The 16,368-nt window shown below is 67.3% G+C and carries 11 protein-coding genes and 1 pseudogene; 7 read left to right on the plus strand and 5 right to left on the minus strand.

Features of this window, described 5'->3' with window-relative positions; all coding sequences use genetic code 11:
* Position 1: 1 nt before the first annotated feature.
* A complete protein-coding gene (gene dhaK / locus NGR01S_RS04260; protein WP_063034812.1) occupies positions 2–1,003 on the minus strand; it encodes a dihydroxyacetone kinase subunit DhaK in 1,002 nt (333 codons plus the stop codon).
* Positions 1,004–1,520: 517 nt separating this feature from the next.
* Positions 1,521–2,522, minus strand: coding sequence for a dihydroxyacetone kinase subunit DhaK (gene dhaK, locus NGR01S_RS04265; protein WP_063034813.1), 1,002 nt, complete (start codon positions 2,520–2,522; stop codon positions 1,521–1,523).
* A gap of 449 nt (positions 2,523–2,971) precedes the next feature.
* On the opposite strand from dhaK (NGR01S_RS04265), the gene NGR01S_RS04275 reads away from it, so the two are divergent.
* From NGR01S_RS04275 to NGR01S_RS04295, 5 genes and pseudogenes are all read left to right on the plus strand, one after another.
* Entirely contained in the window at positions 2,972–3,715 is a 744-nt protein-coding gene (locus NGR01S_RS04275; RefSeq protein WP_063034815.1) for an IclR family transcriptional regulator, read from the plus strand.
* Positions 3,716–5,085: 1,370 nt separating this feature from the next.
* Positions 5,086–5,956, plus strand: a pseudogene (locus NGR01S_RS04280) (IS5 family transposase).
* Between the two features lie 270 nt (positions 5,957–6,226).
* A complete protein-coding gene (locus tag NGR01S_RS04285; RefSeq protein ID WP_063034816.1) occupies positions 6,227–7,816 on the plus strand; it encodes an N-acyl-D-amino-acid deacylase family protein in 1,590 nt (529 codons plus the stop codon).
* A gap of 1 nt (position 7,817) precedes the next feature.
* Entirely contained in the window at positions 7,818–9,005 is a 1,188-nt protein-coding gene (locus NGR01S_RS04290) for a YgeY family selenium metabolism-linked hydrolase (RefSeq protein WP_063034817.1), read from the plus strand.
* 40 nt (positions 9,006–9,045) lie between these two features.
* Complete coding sequence (locus NGR01S_RS04295) at positions 9,046–10,473, plus strand: sodium:solute symporter family transporter (protein WP_063034818.1); 1,428 nt, start codon at positions 9,046–9,048, stop codon at positions 10,471–10,473.
* A 48-nt stretch (positions 10,474–10,521) separates the two neighbouring features.
* Here NGR01S_RS04295 and NGR01S_RS04300 read toward each other — a convergent pair whose 3' ends face one another.
* Positions 10,522–11,295 carry a GntR family transcriptional regulator gene (locus NGR01S_RS04300; RefSeq protein ID WP_063034819.1) on the minus strand — a complete coding sequence of 258 codons (774 nt, stop codon included), beginning with the start codon at positions 11,293–11,295 and terminating at the stop codon, positions 10,522–10,524.
* A 142-nt stretch (positions 11,296–11,437) separates the two neighbouring features.
* Here NGR01S_RS04300 and NGR01S_RS04305 point away from each other — a divergent pair, with 142 nt between their 5' ends.
* Both NGR01S_RS04305 and NGR01S_RS04310 read left to right on the plus strand, forming a co-directional pair.
* On the plus strand, positions 11,438–12,565 hold the full coding sequence (locus tag NGR01S_RS04305) for a diaminopropionate ammonia-lyase (RefSeq protein WP_063034820.1): 1,128 nt from the start codon (positions 11,438–11,440) through the stop codon (positions 12,563–12,565).
* Between the two features lie 12 nt (positions 12,566–12,577).
* Positions 12,578–13,879: a Zn-dependent hydrolase gene (locus NGR01S_RS04310; protein WP_063034982.1), complete on the plus strand. Its 1,302-nt coding sequence runs from the start codon at positions 12,578–12,580 to the stop codon at positions 13,877–13,879.
* A 268-nt stretch (positions 13,880–14,147) separates the two neighbouring features.
* Here NGR01S_RS04310 and NGR01S_RS04320 read toward each other — a convergent pair whose 3' ends face one another.
* A complete protein-coding gene (locus NGR01S_RS04320; protein ID WP_063034983.1) occupies positions 14,148–14,795 on the minus strand; it encodes a LysE family translocator in 648 nt (215 codons plus the stop codon).
* A 296-nt stretch (positions 14,796–15,091) separates the two neighbouring features.
* Positions 15,092–16,195, minus strand: a complete 1,104-nt coding sequence (locus NGR01S_RS04325; RefSeq protein WP_157107106.1) for a GGDEF domain-containing protein — start codon at positions 16,193–16,195, stop codon at positions 15,092–15,094.
* Positions 16,196–16,368: the final 173 nt, after the last annotated feature.

Consider the following 16,368-nt stretch of genomic DNA (forward strand, 5'->3'; position numbering starts at 1 on the left):
TTCATACTCCCCAGCGCAGTGCCGCTGTGTGTACCGGCGATTTCCAGAGGTTGAGCAGTTCGTCGTCGACTCGGGTGAGGGTGACCGAGCAGCCCGCCATTTCGAGTGCGGTCATGTATGGACCGACCAGGGATCCCGCTATTTCGATGCCCTGTGCGCGCAGGATCCGTGCGACCTCGCCGTACATCAGGTACAGCTCGATCAGTGGGGTACCGCCCATCCCGTTGAGGAAGCAGATGACTTTGTCTCGCCGGTCGAAGGGCAGATCGGTGAGAATGGGTTCGGTGAGTTTCGCGGCTATGTCGCGGGCCGAGGCGAGCTGGGTGCGTTTGCGGCCGGGTTCACCGTGGATACCGACCCCGATCTCCATTTCGTCGGGACCGATTTCGAAGGTTGCTTTTCCGGCCGCGGGGACTGTGCAGGAGGTCAGCGCGACTCCCATACTCCGGGAGTTGGCGGTCACCGCGTATGCGATATCGGCTACGTCCGCGAGGGAACGGCCTTCCTCCGCGGCGGCGCCTGCGATCTTCTCCACGATAAGTGTCGCGCCGACTCCGCGTCTGCCGGCGGTGTGCAGGCTGTCTTCTACTGCGACGTCGTCGTCGACCAGCACTGATCGGATCTCGACATCGGCTTCCGCGGTCGCGAGTTCGGCGGCCATCTCGAAATTGAGCACGTCACCGGTGTAGTTCTTCACGATGTGCAATACACCCGCGCCCGCGGAGACCGAGGTGGTGGCGTAGGCGATCTGGTCGGGAACCGGTGAGGTGAACACTTCGCCCACGCAGGCCGCGTCGAGCATTCCGCGTCCGACGAAGCCGGAATGCATCGGTTCGTGTCCGGAGCCGCCGCCGGATACCACGCCGACTTTGCCGGGTACGGGGCCGTCGGCGCGGAAGACGACCCGGTGGGTGTTGTCGACCCGGACTTCCGGATGCGCGGCCGCCAGCCCCGCTAATTGCTCCCCCACCACGTCGGCGGGGTCGTTGAGGATCTTTTTCACTGCTTGCTCCTTACGCGACTGGCTCTGTCGTGGCGGGGCGGACTGTCGCCGCCGCTACCGGGCGCCGCTTCGGCCCGCCCGAGTCCGGTACCGCTGGGGATCTCGCATGAGGAACCCGGGCGCACCAGGCCGGATGAGGGGACTAGTTTTCGATAATGTCGATAACGATTCGACATTATCGAACAAATGCTAGTACATGGTACGTCGACGTAGCGCAGGCCACAAGTCCGGATCGAATGCGAAATCAGCTGCCCGGAAGGCATTCTCCCCGGGTGCCGCTTCCGTGCGAGCCGCATTCCGACGGCAAGCGGTCCACTGCCGGTATCCCCAGAGCGCGGACGTGCCGTTCGATCCGCCGCAACCTCTCGTCGAAACACCTCGGTGTCCGGGGACAGCCGCTCCCGCGGCACGGCGGGCCGAGCGGATCGGCAGCCCGGGACTGTCGTCGACCTGTCGCCGGTCGGCGCGAGGCGCGTAGGCGCCGGGGTCACCGTGGAGCATGCCTGCTCAACCACGGTCACGCCCCCCAGTTCAGCGCGGGGGTACGTACGGGGGCATCCCACAGGTGGAGTATCTCCGCGTCGACGCGGGTCAACGTCAGCGAACACCCGGCCATGTCGAGGGCTGTGACATACGGGCCTACCAGCGATCGGGCCACCGCGATCCCACGACTCTCGAGTGCGCGCACGATCCCGTGGAACAGTGCGTACAGCTCGATCAACGGCGTGCCGCCCATGCTGTTGACGAAACAGATCACGGAATCACCGGGGATGAACGGCAGGTCCACCAGGACGGGCATCACCAGCGTCTCGGCGAGTTTCCAGGCCTCCGCGAGCCGCACCCGTCCCCGCCCCGGCTCGCCGTGAATCCCGATCCCGATCTCGATCTCGTGATCGGGCAGCTCAAAGGTCGGCCTGCCCGCGGCCGGGACGGTGCACGAAGTCAGCCCGATGCCGAAACTGCGCGAGTTGGCGTTCACGGCGCAGCCCAGTTCTACCAGCTCCGGCAGCGACCAGCCTCGCTCGGCCGCGGCGCCGACGATTTTCTCCACCACCAGCGTTGCTCCGACACCCCGGCGCCCGGCGGTGTGCAGACTGTCCATGACCGCGACATCGTCGTCGATCAGGACCGAGGCGACCTCACAGCCGGTTACGGCCTCGGCCAGTTCGGCCGCCATCTCGAAATTCATCACATCGCCGGTGTAGTTCTTCACGATGTACAGGACGCCGGCACCTGTATCCACCGCGGCGGTCGCGGCGAGGATCTGCTGCGGAGTCGGGGAGGTGAAAACCTCGCCGACACATGCTGCGTCGAGCATCCCGCGCCCGACGAAGCCGGCGTGCAGAGGTTCATGTCCCGCACCCCCGCCCGATACCAGTCCGACCTTGCCGCGCGTGGGCGCCACCGCACGCAGCACCACCCGGTTCGATTCGTCGAGGAGCACAGTGGGGTGCGCTTGCGCCATCGCGGTCAACGCTTCGATGACCAGATCATCCGGATCGTTGATCAGCTTCTTCATCGCCGCGCCACCGCCGCGCCGGATCTTCCGGAGCCGGAGGCCCGAGACGTCCTCACCACAGTCGGGATCGGCGCGGTCACATGGGCGGAGAAGTCGCCGCGAGTGGACCGCCCACCCGATACTGGCACCGGCGGGTCGGCGGGGTCGATGTGATTTCCTGGCAGATGCCCCCGGACACCGACCGTGGCAGCCACGACCGCACCGAAGGACAGCGAGATGACACCCGCATCGGCCATTGCGCGCCGCGCGGACCCCGTCGCGGGGACGGCGCGGACCCCGAGGACGACAAGGCATGCTGTGGCGCGGATACGGGCGGTGAGTCGTTGTGATATTCGCAGATCATTCATAAGCTTCCCCGTAAGTGTCGAACCAGATTCGATAATGTCGAATGAAGTGGGGATGATACGACGGTGTTGTCCAGGTCACAAGAGCCGATCGAAGGAGGTCGCGTGATCCAGTCCGTGGACCGAGCTGTCCGCATTTTGTTCGCGCTGCAAGGCGCGCGCCGGATGACGCTGACCGAACTGGCCGCCGAATTGGGTCTCGCCGCACCCACCGTGCACGGCATCATCCGCACACTGGCCGCGCACGGCATTGTCGCCCAAGAGCACGGGGGACGGCGCTATCAGCTCGGACCGGCGGTGCTGCGAATGGGCAACGTGTACCTCGACACGCTCGAACTCCGGTCGCGGTCACTGACCTGGGCGCACGAACTGGCGCACCGGACCCGGCGCTCGGTGCGCGTGGGAGTGCTGTCCGGCGACAATATCGTGATCATCCACCATGAGCCCAGCCCCGAGGGAAGCCGGCAAATGCTCGAACTGGGCATCGAGATCCCCGCACACGCAAGCGCTCTGGGCAAGGCCATGCTGGCATTCCTTCCGCCCGTCGAGCAGCGGGAGCTGCGCAGCATGACCGGAGAAACGATCACCTCGCCCGAGGAACTCGCCGAACAACTACAACCGACCGCGGCCTCGGGCCTCGCCTACGAAAACGACGAGGCGGTCCTCGGCGAATCCGCGGTGGCCGCGGCGATCTTCGACCGAACCGGGATGGTGGTCGGAGCAATCGGCGTGGTACTGCCGACCTCCGACTGGCCCGCACCCACGTCCGCCATCGACGCCGTCCGGACCACCGCACAAACCATCTCACGCGAGTTGGGTTCACACCGCTGGCCGGCGCCACCACCATAAACCATCTCGCCGGGACAGCACGGCCCGCTCGGGCCGCGTCCCGACCAACCCGAGCGGGCGGAATGCGGACAGGCCCGGCAGCCCCACCCTGGAGCGCACGTATCCCGATCTGCCCCGAGACGGGGCGGAGGTCGCAGGTGGCGCCCCCGAACAGTTCGCCCGCACCAGGGCGGTAATCACGGACACCTGGCCCGCGATGGGGTTCAGCCATTCCTCACTGCGTATCGGCACGAAGGTGAGCGCAGACGCCGCCGACGGGTCACCGCCCCAGCCCGGAACCGTCCGGGCCGCCGGCTCCGGAGCCGCGTCTATACATATCTTCTCTGAGAGGGCATCTGAGAACTCGGGTGCCGGTCGGCGTGTGATGCCAGGCGAGAAGCTTCCGCCTTCCCGATCTGGGTGGAACCCGTCGCCTGCTGTGCACCCCGACGCTTGTGACGAGTTGTTTCGACGCGGGTTCCCACGTATGGCGGCTGAACTTCGTGGTATGCCCTTGGACCACCTACCGTCGTATGACGAGGAGGCTCGAGGTGGGTGGTGATAGTCGCGAGGGGTCGAGGCGTTTTCGTGATCGCAAGGTCACGAGTTGGTCGTTTGTGCTGGATACCGACGACGTTCTCGTCCGGTGCCCACGCTGCGACGGCTGCGCGAAAGTGATCACCAAGCCAGGACAGGAGCCCATCGACCGTCCCTTGTGGGCTACTCGGCGATTGGTTTGCAACGGATGCGGCTTTGTCTGTGACGAGCCCGAGGCCGCCGAAGCGGGCCGGCGCAACGGCCGTCAGAAGCAAGTCCTCGTACCGTATTCCGGCCGCGCTGATCGTCGACCTCGATCGCCGGGGTACATCTTCGGTCGGCGGTTCCGTTCCGGACCCGAACGTTGTGGAACGGTTCGAGACCCATTCTTCCAACGTCCGTTGTGGTTCCAAGCCGACTGCCGGGGCCATCAGTTGTGGGCCTACAACCGCCGCCACCTCGAGTATTTACGATCCTATGTTGCAGCGGATCTTCGCGAGCGAGCGTTGCCGAACGACGGATGGAGTCGGATGACCATGACGGCCAAGCTCCCCGCCTGGCTCAAGTCGGCCAAGAACCGGGCCGAAGTGCTGCGCGTTATCGACAAACTGCGTAGCAGTTGACCCGCTCGCCGGCCCGTGTCCTCGGCCGGCCGAGGACAACAATGGCGGTCACCGACCCGTCGTCCGCAGACGTCAGCGGCGACCTCGGGAGGCAAGATCGTCTCGGCCTGCCAACGACCGGCATGCTGGAGAACTCGATGACTGGTCGGCGTGTGACGCCGGAACGTAGAGGGACTCCCGGTACGACTGAGGTTTCCACACCAACGTTCGTGCCTGAGAGTCCCTGTGCCAGTGTCGCTTACTTGCTCGTGTTCGTCGTGCCCGGCCCCCGGTGAGTCGCCGAAGTACCCGTTCTACCCGTCCTCGTCGCTGACCGACCCCGAGTGGACGCTGCTCGAGCCGCTGCTGCCGCCGCCGGGCAACACCACCGGCAAGGGCGGCCGACCGGAGAAATGGTCCCGCCGACTGGTACTGGACGCGATTTTCTAACTGGTGCGTGGCGGGATCGCCTGGGCGCAGCTGCCGCACGACTTCTCGCCCACGAAGACCGTCTACGACATCTACCAGCGGTGGACCAAAGCCGGTGCGTGGCAACGTATTCACGACTGTCTGCGCGACCGTGCCCGGGTGCGGGCGGGACGCAAGTCTCAGCCGACCGCCGCGGTCATCGACTCGCAGACCGTGCGCGGCGCCGGACACCGTCGCCGCGGCCACGGCCGGTTACGACGCGGGCAAGAAGACCAAGGGCCGCAAACGTCACATTGCCACCGACACCCTCGGGCTACTACTGGCGGTCGTGGTGACCCCGGCCTCGATCCAGGACCGTGACGCCGCGCACCGGCTGCTGGCCGCCGTGCGGACCCGCTTCGCCACAGTCTCGCTGGTATTCGCCGACGGCGGCTACGCCGGGCGACTGGTCGTTTGGACGAAATCAGTTCTGGCCCTGACGATTCAGATCGTCAACCGCAGCGATGCCGCCACCGGATTCGAGGTCTTGCCCCGCCGATGGGTGATAGAGCGGTCCTTCGGCTGGCTGGTCAAACACCGTCGTTGTGTCCGCGACTACGAGACACGCCCCGACCACCACGAGGCGATGGTCTACATCGCCGCCATCCACACCCTCACTCGCAGACTCGCACGAGCCGACAGGCCCGACACCTGAGTTCTCAGACGCCCTCTGACACGCCGCTTCTCCAATACGCCGCCGTACCACAGTTCTGGTCGATAGACGTAAAAAACGGCGACAATCACTCTCCAGGCCGTCTGGCACTCGCGAGAGCCCACGACCGGATTTCACGGTACCTCCTTCGCGGCACTGGGCGCCCGACCGCGATACACGTAACCATCATGTTTCTTCCATCGCCGGAACCCTTCCGCTGACCGAACCCTTGTGTTAGAACTCATGTCAGTTGTCATACAAATTGGAGGAACTGTGGAAGCGGCCCTGCTCATCACCGATGCCGAGGTTGTCGACGAAACAGGCGTCCGGACCGCCGACGTAGCCGTGGAAAAGGGACGGATCGTCGCGGTGGGGCCGCGGCTGCCGGTGGAATCCGCCGGAATGCGCATCGACGGCAGGGGCCGGCTGCTGCTGCCGGGGTTCATCGATCTGCATGCCCACTCCGCCCTGCGCCCGTTCGACGATCCGCTGCTGACGCCGAAGATCGCGCAGGGTTTCACCACAGACCTGATCTGCCCCGACGGCCTCGGTCCCGCGCCGATCACCGACGCGACCCTGACGAGCCGGCGCAGCTATCTGCAAGGTCTGGAGCCCAGCGCCTCCGCTCCGTGGACCTGGCGGAGCATGGGCGAGTACCTGGACGCACTACAGCAGGCCCGGCCCACCGCCAATATGGTGGCCTGCGTGCCGCACAGCGCGGTCCGCGAAGCGGTGCTGGGCAATGCCGACCGCCGGCCCGACGCCCGCGAGATGTCGGCGATGAAAGACCTGGTCGAGCAATCACTGGCGGCCGGGTGCCGGGCGGTCTCGTTCGGCATGATCTACGCGCCCGGCCTGTACGCCGATACCGCGGAGCTCATCGGTATCGCCGAAACCGCGGCCCGGTTCGATGTTCCACTGGTACCGCATGTCCGCAACGAGGCAGCGGGCGTACTGGATTCGATCGCCGAGTTCGTCCGCGTCTGCGAACGCACCGGCGCGTCGTTGCACGTCTCGCACGTGAAGCTCGTCGGCGTCCCCGAACTGCTGTCCGACCTCGTCGACCTGCTGAGTTCGGCACAGAACCGGATCCGGCTCACCTTCGACCAGTATCCCTATGGGGCCGGTAGCACCCTGTTGAGCGCACTACTGCCGCCGTACGCCTTCGACGGTGGCCCGGCCGCGACGCTCGAACGGGTGCGTGATGGCGCGGAACGGGAACGGATGTGCCGGGATATGCACCGCGGGCTACCCGGATGGGAGAACCTGTTCGGCGCGTGCGGGCCGGAGAACATCGTGGTCACACAGGCCGGTGCGCCCCGCGAGGCGGCGGTGAGCAGAACGGTCGCGCGGATCGCCGTGGAAACCGGCACCGACCCGGCCTTCGCGGTGCTGGATCTGCTCGCCGATACCGCACTGGACGCGGCCATGATCGACCACTACTCCGCCGAGGAGGTCGTGCGCGAAATCTTCGTCCGCTCGGGCGCGCTGGTCGGTTCCGACGGGGTCTTCAATCCGCATCCGCATCCGCGGCTCTACGGCACCGCGCCGAAAGTGCTGGGCCGCTATACCTTACGAGAGAATCTGATCTCGCTGCCCGAAGCGGTCACCCGGCTGGCGGCCGGCCCCGCCCGGCTACTCGGACTCGACGACCGGGGCGCGGTCGCCGAGGGCCGGCGCGCGGATCTGGTACTGATCGATCCGCGGCGATATGTCGATACCGCGACCTACGCCGAACCGCATACCACCCCGCCGGGCGTCGAACTGGTCACCGTCGGCGGGGAAACGGTATGGCAGTCCGGCGAGCACACCGGCCGGCGGCCCGGGATCGTCACCGGCGGCACCACTCCGGGAGGTCACTGAGGTGGGCCGCGCGGAAGCGAACGCACGAATCGACCGCGACGGGCTGCGGGACTTCCTGTTGCGGCTCCTCGCCGCCCGAAGCCCGGCCACCGCGGAAGAGCCCGCGGTCCGGGTGCTCACCGGCGAGCTCGCCGCGCTGGGCTTCGCCGTCACCACCGACGACTGGGGCAATGTGATCGGCACCCTGCGGTTCGGCCCGGGTCCGGTAGTGCTGGTGGACTGCCACCTGGACACGGTGGAGGTGACCGACCCGCAGCAGTGGTCGCACAGTCCCTGGGGTGAGGTGGCCGGCGGCGTGGTGTACGGCCGTGGCACGGTCGATATGAAAAGCGCCCTGGCAGCCGTCGTTTACGGCGCGAAAGCGCTACCACCCGGCCTGCGCGGCACCGTCGTCGTCGCGGGAACGGTCTGTGAGGAACTGATCGAAGGGCCCGCGCTCGGCCGGGTGCTCGAACAGGTGCGGCCGGATGTGGTCGTGATCGGCGAACCGTCGGGCAACCGCCTGATGCTCGGCCAGCGCGGCCGGGCAGAGGTGAGTATCGAGGTGATCGGGCGGTCGAGTCATTCGGCGTACCCGGAGGCCGGGGTGAACGCCGCCGAGGTGATGGCCGATGTGATCACCGCCGTCCGCGACCTGGAATTCCCGCACCACCCGGATCCGGGGCCGGCGATGATCGCCTTGACCAATCTCAAATCCGAACCGTATCCGAATGTTTCGGTGGTGCCCGACCGGTGCGTCGCGACCTATGACCGCCGCACGGTGCTCGGCGAATCGGCGGCCGATGTACTCGAACCGCTCCGTGATCTCGCCGGACGGATCGCCGGACGGGACGGCGCCCGCGTCGAGATCGACCTGGCCCGCAGCGAGTTCACCACCTGGACCGGCGTCGTGGCCGCCGCCGAATCCTTCGCACCCGCCTGGTGCATGCCTGCCACGGAATGGCCTGCGGCAGAGTCGATCCGGGCACTCGAGGCGGCCGGTCTCGACCCGCGACCCGGTTACTACCAGTTCTGCACCAACGGGTCGGCCAGTGCGGGCCGGCACGCGATACCCACGCTCGGCTTCGGTCCCGGCGATCCCGGCCGGGCCCACACCACCGACGAATCCATCGACCTCGACGACCTGTACCTGGGCGCGTACGGCTATTCCGTACTGCTTCGGGCGCTGCTCGCCGCGGAAACCGAATAAGCCAGCGCTCGAGCAGCTCTGCACACCGAAGGATCGACAGATGAACGCGACCGTCATCACCATCATGGTGATCTATCTGGCCGTCATGGTCGGTATCGGCCTATACGCCCGGACCCGTATCAAAGACGGCACCGACTACCATCTGGCCGGCCGCCGGCTGGGGGTCTTCATGATGGCCGGCACACTGGCCGCGACGGAGATCGGCGGTGGTAGTTCGGTCGGCGTGGCGAGCAAGGCGTACGGCGACTGGGGCCTGTCGGCCGGATGGTATGTGGTGGCCGCCGGTATCGGCATCCTGCTGGTGTCGTTCGTGGCCCCGGCGATGCGGCGCACCATGGCCGTCACCGTGCCCGAGGTCATCGGCCGGCGCTACGGTGCGGCCGCCCAGACCATGTCGGCGGTTCTCGGCAGTGTCGCGCTGGTGGCGCTGACCGCGGTGCAGATCACCGCGACGGCGACCATCGTGTCCACTCTGGGCGGGATCAGCCTGGCCTGGTCGATCGTGTTCACCGGGATCGCCGTCATCTTCTATACCTGGATCGGCGGTATGTGGAGTGTCACGCTCACCGATTTCGTGCAGTTCTTCCTGATTGTCGGCGGTTTCGCTGTCGCAGTGCCGTTCGCGCTGCACAATGCGGGCGGCTGGGACACCGTGGTCGCCAACCTGCCCGAAGGGCAGCTCGGATTCACCAAGATCGGCTGGCCGACCATCATCGGGCTCGTCGTGCTGTACTTCATGACCTTCTCCACCGGCCAAGAGGCCGTGCAGCGGTACTACTCCGCCCGCACGCCCCGCACCGCCGTGCTCGGTTCGGTGCTGTGCGGGTTGCTGATGTCGGTCTACGCCTTCATCCCCGCGGTGCTGGGCCTGATCGCGCTGGCCGTCTACCCCGATATCGATCCGAACAACGCCCTGGCCACCGTGTCGGTGGGTCTGCTGCCGGGGCTCATCGCCGGTCTGCTGCTCAGCGCCGTGGTGTCGGCGACGCTGTCCAGTGCCAGCGGCAATATGCTCGGCTCGTCGACCATCTTCATCAAGGATCTCCTGCCCAAGCTCGGCGGTACTGTCACCGCGGACAACGAGATCAAATACAGCCGGATCGGCGTCCTGGTGGTGGGGGTGCTCGCGACCTTGATCTCGCTGTGGAGCCAGGCCATCATCCCGCTGCTGGTGTTCGCGTTCACCATGCGTTCGGCCGGACCGTTCTCCGCCTTCCTCTTCGCTCTTGTCCTGAAGAAGACGAGCCGGGCGGCGGGTGTGGTCTCCATCGTCGTCGGTACTGTCTGCGGATTCGCCTGGGAACTGGCCGATGAACCGTTCTCCGTGGCGGCCATCATCTTCGGCAGTGTCTGCGGGCTGGCATCCTTCCTGGTGATCCATATGATCGACGCGCGCCGCGGCAAGCTGGTACCCGACGCTTACGGGCCGGAGGCCGATAAGCAGCCGGAACCTGCCACGGCACAGTAGGGGAACCCGCCCCGCCACCCCTGATCGGTGGCGGGGCTTTCCGCGCCCTCAACTCTCGCGGCGGCGGCGCAGCTGGAAGCGGAACGTCTCGGGCGACAGCCATGCCTCACTGCGGTCGACCACGGCACCCACCGAGTTACGGGTGAGTTCGCTGAGTTGCAGTAGCGGGGAGCCGTTCTCACAGCCCAGCCGGTCGCGCAGATCACCCGCCGCCACCACGGGCGTCAGTGTGCAGTCGGAGTACTCGGCGAGTCCATCGGCCAGGAGCAGGTCCAGGACGGAACCGTCGAAGCGGCGCCGGAGCGCGTCCGGCGGAATCACCGATTCCGGAACGTAGTCGACGATCAGTGCGACCTTGCGGCCGTCGATGGTCTTGGTGCGGCTCACCACGGTGATCGATCCGGGTTCGAATACCGCGGCGAGGGGATCGTCGTCGCGATCGATCCGAGTGAATTCCAGATCGCCGGTCCGGATTTCCTTACCGGACTGCTCGGCGAAGGTATCGAAGGACGAGAGACGGTCGATACCCGAACTGATCGATTCGGGCAGCGGCAACACGATCGAGCCCGAGCCGCGCACGATCCGGATATAACCCTGGTCCTTGAGGCTCTGTAACGCGGCGCGGATCGTCACCCGGGACGCGCCGAACAACCGGGACAGTTCGCTTTCCGAGGGCAGCCGGGCACCGGGAGCCAGCTTCCGGGACAGGATGAATTCGTTGAGGATGGCCTCCCGGATCTCCGCGTGCAGTTGGCGCCGGGATCGGATCCGGGAGATGTCGTCGCCGAGGCCCGCCGATTCGGCAGGGGCACTGGTGGCCATCGTGAGAGCCCTTTCACTGTGCTGCGGACGTACATGCGGGGACGTCCGCGCAGCTTATCAGGGCGATTGGACTTAAGTCACTTGACAGTTGTCATACAACTTTCTATCCTGAAGCGGTCATTCGCAGCCCGGGAGGAACGTGATGTCAGAACCGCGACTCGTGCGGAATCCATTGGTAGCCAAGGACACTGTGCGTCCGCTCGTCGACGGGAGCCGCGCTTTCCATCGGTCGATGCCGGACTACCACCCCACTCCGCTCACCGCGCTTCCCGCGGCCGCCGCCCGGCTCGGCGTCGGCTCGGTACATGCGAAGGACGAATCCGCCCGGATGGGTATGCCGTCGTTCAAGATCCTCGGCGCCTCCTGGGCCACCTACCGAACCGTGCTCGCGCACCTCGGCCACCCCGCGGACAGTGAGATCGGGCTCGCCGAGCTGAAAACCGAGCTCGGTACCGCGGCGCCGGCTCTCCGCCTGGTCTCGGCCACCGACGGCAACCACGGACGCGCCGTCGCCAGGATGGCGGCGCTGCTCGGACTCTCGGCCCATATCCTGGTGCCGGAGGATATGGTGCAGGCGCGGATCGACGCCATCGCCACCGAAGGCGCGCAGGTGGAAGTGGTGCCCGGTGGTTACGATGATGCCATCCGCCGCAGTGCCGCACTCGCCGATACGGATTCGCTCGTCGTCTCCGACACCTCCTGGGACGGGTACGTCGACCCGCCGTCCTGGGTGATCGACGGATACTCCACGATGATCGGCGAAATTCTGGACGAGATCGTCGCCGGTGGAGTCCCGCGGCCGAGCGTGGTGGTCGCGCAGATAGGGGTGGGCGCCTTCGCCGCCGCGGTCGCACGCGGATTCCGCACCGGCGCGGGCACCCGGCTGCTCGGCGTGGAACCCGTCGACGCCGACTGTGTCACCGCCAGTATCGAGGCCGGCGGTATCACCACCATCCCCGGTCCCCAGCGGTCGATCATGGCCGGACTCAATTGCGGTACACCGTCGGTGATCGCCTGGCCGGATGTCTCCGGTGGCTACGACGTTTTCGCGACGGTCACCGATTCCGCCGCGGAGGACGCGATGCGGCTGATGTTCGCCGACGGGGTCGTCTCGGGGGAAAGCGGGGCCGCCGGTCTGGCCGGTTTACTCACCCACGCCGGCGAGTTGGAGCTGGATCGCGACGATCATGTCCTGATCTTCTCCACCGAAGGCGCCACCGATACCGCCAACTTCAACCGTGTCACCGGCGCCGCGCTCGCCGGCGCGTGAGTGGAGGAATACATGACTACATCCGATGTCCGGATCGACGCCGAACGGCTGTGGCGCTCTCTCGGCGAACTGGGCGACGTAGGAGCATATTCCGACGAGGACACCGGTCTACGTGGCGTGCGCCGACTGGCCTTGACCGACGCCGACGTGGCCGGACGGGAACTGGTCACGGGATGGATGCGGGCGGCCGGGCTCACCGTGACGACCGATCGCATCGGCAATATCTACGCCCGCCGCGACGGCCGCGACAACACCCTCGCGCCGGTGATGGTCGGATCGCATATCGACACGGTCGCCACCGCGGGCCGGTTCGACGGATGTCTCGGTGTCCTCGGCGGGCTCGAGGTGGTCCGCACCCTGAACGCTCACGGAATCGCCACCGAACGCCCGCTCGAGATCGCCGTGTTCACCGAGGAAGAAGGGGTGCGGTTCGGCACCGATATGCTCGGCAGCGCCGTGGCGGCCGGGCGGATCGGCCTGGACGACGCACGGCAGCGCACCGATCCCGACGGCGTGACCGTCGGCACCGAACTCGACCGGCACGGGCTGGCCGGTGACGTCGCCGTACCGATCCGGGCGCCGTTCGCCTATCTGGAATGCCACATCGAACAGGGCCCGATCCTGGCGGCGGAGGACACCCGGATCGGAGTCGTGCAGGGTGTGCAGGCCATCACCTGGCTCGAACTCCAGATCGCCGGGCGGGCCGCGCACGCCGGCGCCACCCCGCACCGGCTGCGCCGCAACGCCGGCCTCGCCGCCGCGCTGATCACGGTGCGACTCGACGAGATGGTGGAATCCGGCGAGTACGGCGCCATGCTGGCCACGGTCGGGCGGCAGGTCAACTATCCGAACCTGGTCAATATCGTGCCCGAGAAATCGCTGATCACGGTAGACCTGCGCAATCCCGACGGCGCGGCCATGGAACGCGTGGAGGCCGACCTCGCGGCCTATCTCGCCGAAGTGGAGAAGCGCGCGGGGGTCACGATCACCGCCCGCACCACCGCCAAGACCCCGCCGGTGGTCTTCGGCGAACAGATGCGGGACCTGGTCGAGAAGCATGCCGCGAATCTGGGGATGAGCAGCGCCCCCATCACCTCCGGCGCCGGACATGATGCGGGCGAGATAGCCGCACGGTGCCCCGCCGGCATGATATTCGTTCCGGGGCTGTATGACGGGATCAGCCACAACCCACGGGAGTACTCCACTCCGGAAGCCTGCGCGGACGGAATCGATGTGCTGCTGCACGCCGTACTGGAGCTGGCGGGAGTCGCCCCGGGCTGCGCCGCACCGGTCAGCGGCCCTGCCACCGGGTAGCGAATCATCGGCCCGCTCCACCGGCGACCGGCCCGGATTCGCGGCCGGCATGCGTGATCTCGCGGAGAGTGAGCGCGGTCCCGAATCGGCTTCCGTGCCGTCGGCCGCCGGCGCGGCTACGCGACGAAGCCCGGGTCCGCACCAGCGCGGTGGGCATGATCGTCGGCCCCGAGCAGGCGGCGCAGGTCATCGCGCGGGAGACCGGAAGGCGGCGCTCACCGAAGTTCGCGCGGTGTGAGCACCCGGGATGCGACCGGCGCCGCCCGGCTCACCGGCGCGCGAAGGCGAGTCCGCCCGCCACCGCGAGCATGGTGACGCCGGTGCCGCGATCCAGATAGCGCCGGGTGCGCGGCGGCATATCGAACGAGTTGAGCGCTCCACCCACCCCCGCGTACACCGTGGCCGCGATGAACTCGACGACGAGGTAGCCGAGACCCAGCAAAATCAGCTGGGCGGGTACGGCCCCCACCGTGTGGTCGACGAATTGGGGCAGGAGCGCGGCGAACAGCAGCAGCGCCTTGAGATTGGTGAGCGCCACCGTGAACTCCTGCCGGGTCGGCCGGCGACGTGTCCGGCGCAGCGACGACACGTCCGGCGGCGGGCTGCCGTACGCGTCCGGTGCACCGGCGGGTCGGCTGCGGTAGAGCATGGACACGCCGAGGTAGAGCAGATATGCGACGCCGCACCATTTCACGGCCGTGAACACCGGCTCGGCGGTGACCAGCAATTCACCCAGCCCCACCGCTGTGGCGAGTACCAGCAACAGGAACGCCGACAGCCGGCCGGACACGGCCACCAGCGCATCCACGGTGCCCTGCTGCACCGCGTTCCGCAGCGACAGTAGCTGGTTCGCACCCGGAGTGAACGCGATGAGCGGAGCAGCGATCAGGAACGGCTGCCAGTGAAGAGTCGGCATATCCCGGGTATACAGCCGGTTGCCGAACGCGGAAACCGGGGGCACCGGGAGGATTCCCCCCGGCCCCACCGGCAGCACTCGGCGATTTCCTGGTCACCCGGGACGGGCAGACAGCGCTGTCTACCGGCTATGCCTCCGCCCTGCCCGATATCGAGGTGCCGTGGCACGAGCCCGGGACATCCCCTTCCCCGATACCGCCGCCCTCACCCCGGACGCCGTCACCCGTTACCAGCAGAAGTGGCAGGGAATGTTCCAGCGCTGATCGCGCCGGATGGACCGGGGGGCGGACCGGCGCCTCATCCGGCAGCCGGATGCCGGTGATCCGCCGCTGGGGTGAGTTCGTCGACCACCACCAGATTCCCGCCGGACTGTTTGGCCCGGTACATGGCGGCGTCGGCGCATTGCAGCAGCCGGTCCGGCGTCGGGCGCGGGCACCGGGGGCAGATCGTCGTGTCGAAGACCGCGACACCTACGCTCGCGGTGACCTCCACCGCGGTCTCCGGGGGGTCGGCGACCGCGCGCCGCAGCCGTTCGGCCTCGGTGCGCGCGGCCGCCGCATCCATCGGCGCGGCCACCACGAATTCTTCCCCACCCGTACGCGCCACCACCGCCCTGTCCCCTACCGCGGCGCGCAACCGCCGGGCGGTCCGTACCAGGACGGTGTCTCCGACGCGGTGCCCCCAGGTGTCGTTCACACTTTTGAACCGGTCGAGATCCACGCTCATGACGCAGATCGCGGGAAACCTGTCGACCAACTGCGGGAGCCGGATCTCCAGGCCCCGACGGTTCAGCAGTTCGGTCAGCGGGTCCGACAGCGATTCGGTGCGCAACAGCCAGTAGAGGATCTGCAATGCGGGCAGCGCGCTGACCACCGAGACGAACAACAGCAGCCCGACCGCGCAAGCCAACCGGATATCGCCGCCCCCGGTGACTATCCGCACCGAGAACACGATCACCGACAGCAACGACCACACCGAATGCGCTGCCAGAGCCCGCGCGCTGTGGAAGAAGCCGAGGTAACTGCCGGTGACCACGAGCAGCACCACGCCCATCGCCGCGAACAGCCGATCCGGCACCTGGAGGAACTCCATCGTGAACAGCACATCCGCGCCGCCGATCAGCACCAGCGACTCGGTTCTGCCCGGCCAGGCCAGCAACCACCAGCGCAGCGCCCACAGCGTCCCGCACAGCACTCCGATCGTCGAGGCGATGCCGGGATCGCCTGCCGGGCCCACCGGCGTGCCCGCGATGACCGCGCCCATCACCGCGATCGCCGCGCCCGCGACGCCGATCAACACTTTCAGTGGACCCAGCGCCGATCGCGCCGCCAGCGTGCGCACCAGCCAGCGGTAGTCGACCGGATCATTCCACCAGGCCCGCAGTGTTTTGCTGTCATTCATCGACTCACCCTTGGTCCCGACCGCGTTGCCCACCGTAGCCCGCACCGAAGGCGAGAATGCCACAATCACCGGCTGTTCCGGGGCAGTCCAGACCGGCCATTATTCCTCGGGCCGGACCAACGGGAGCGGGCAGACCGAGGTGTGCCAGCCGAGATGGGGCCGACCGGCCTGTC

It is taken from the genome of Nocardia grenadensis NBRC 108939 (assembly GCF_001613445.1).
Lineage (GTDB): Bacteria > Actinomycetota > Actinomycetes > Mycobacteriales > Mycobacteriaceae > Nocardia > Nocardia grenadensis.

Bases quoted from the DNA above. Each gene is read 5' to 3' on its own strand.
- dhaK (WP_063034813.1), bottom strand. From the start codon at position 2,522: ATGAAGAAGCTGATCAACGATCCGGATGATCTGGTCATCGAAGCGTTG.
- NGR01S_RS04295 (WP_063034818.1), top strand. From the start codon at position 9,046: ATGAACGCGACCGTCATCACCATCATGGTGATCTATCTGGCCGTCATG.
- NGR01S_RS04300 (WP_063034819.1), bottom strand. From the start codon at position 11,295: ATGGCCACCAGTGCCCCTGCCGAATCGGCGGGCCTCGGCGACGACATC.
- NGR01S_RS04305 (WP_063034820.1), top strand. From the start codon at position 11,438: ATGTCAGAACCGCGACTCGTGCGGAATCCATTGGTAGCCAAGGACACT.
- NGR01S_RS04310 (WP_063034982.1), top strand. From the start codon at position 12,578: ATGACTACATCCGATGTCCGGATCGACGCCGAACGGCTGTGGCGCTCT.
- NGR01S_RS04320 (WP_063034983.1), bottom strand. From the start codon at position 14,795: ATGCCGACTCTTCACTGGCAGCCGTTCCTGATCGCTGCTCCGCTCATC.
- NGR01S_RS04325 (WP_157107106.1), bottom strand. From the start codon at position 16,195: ATGAATGACAGCAAAACACTGCGGGCCTGGTGGAATGATCCGGTCGAC.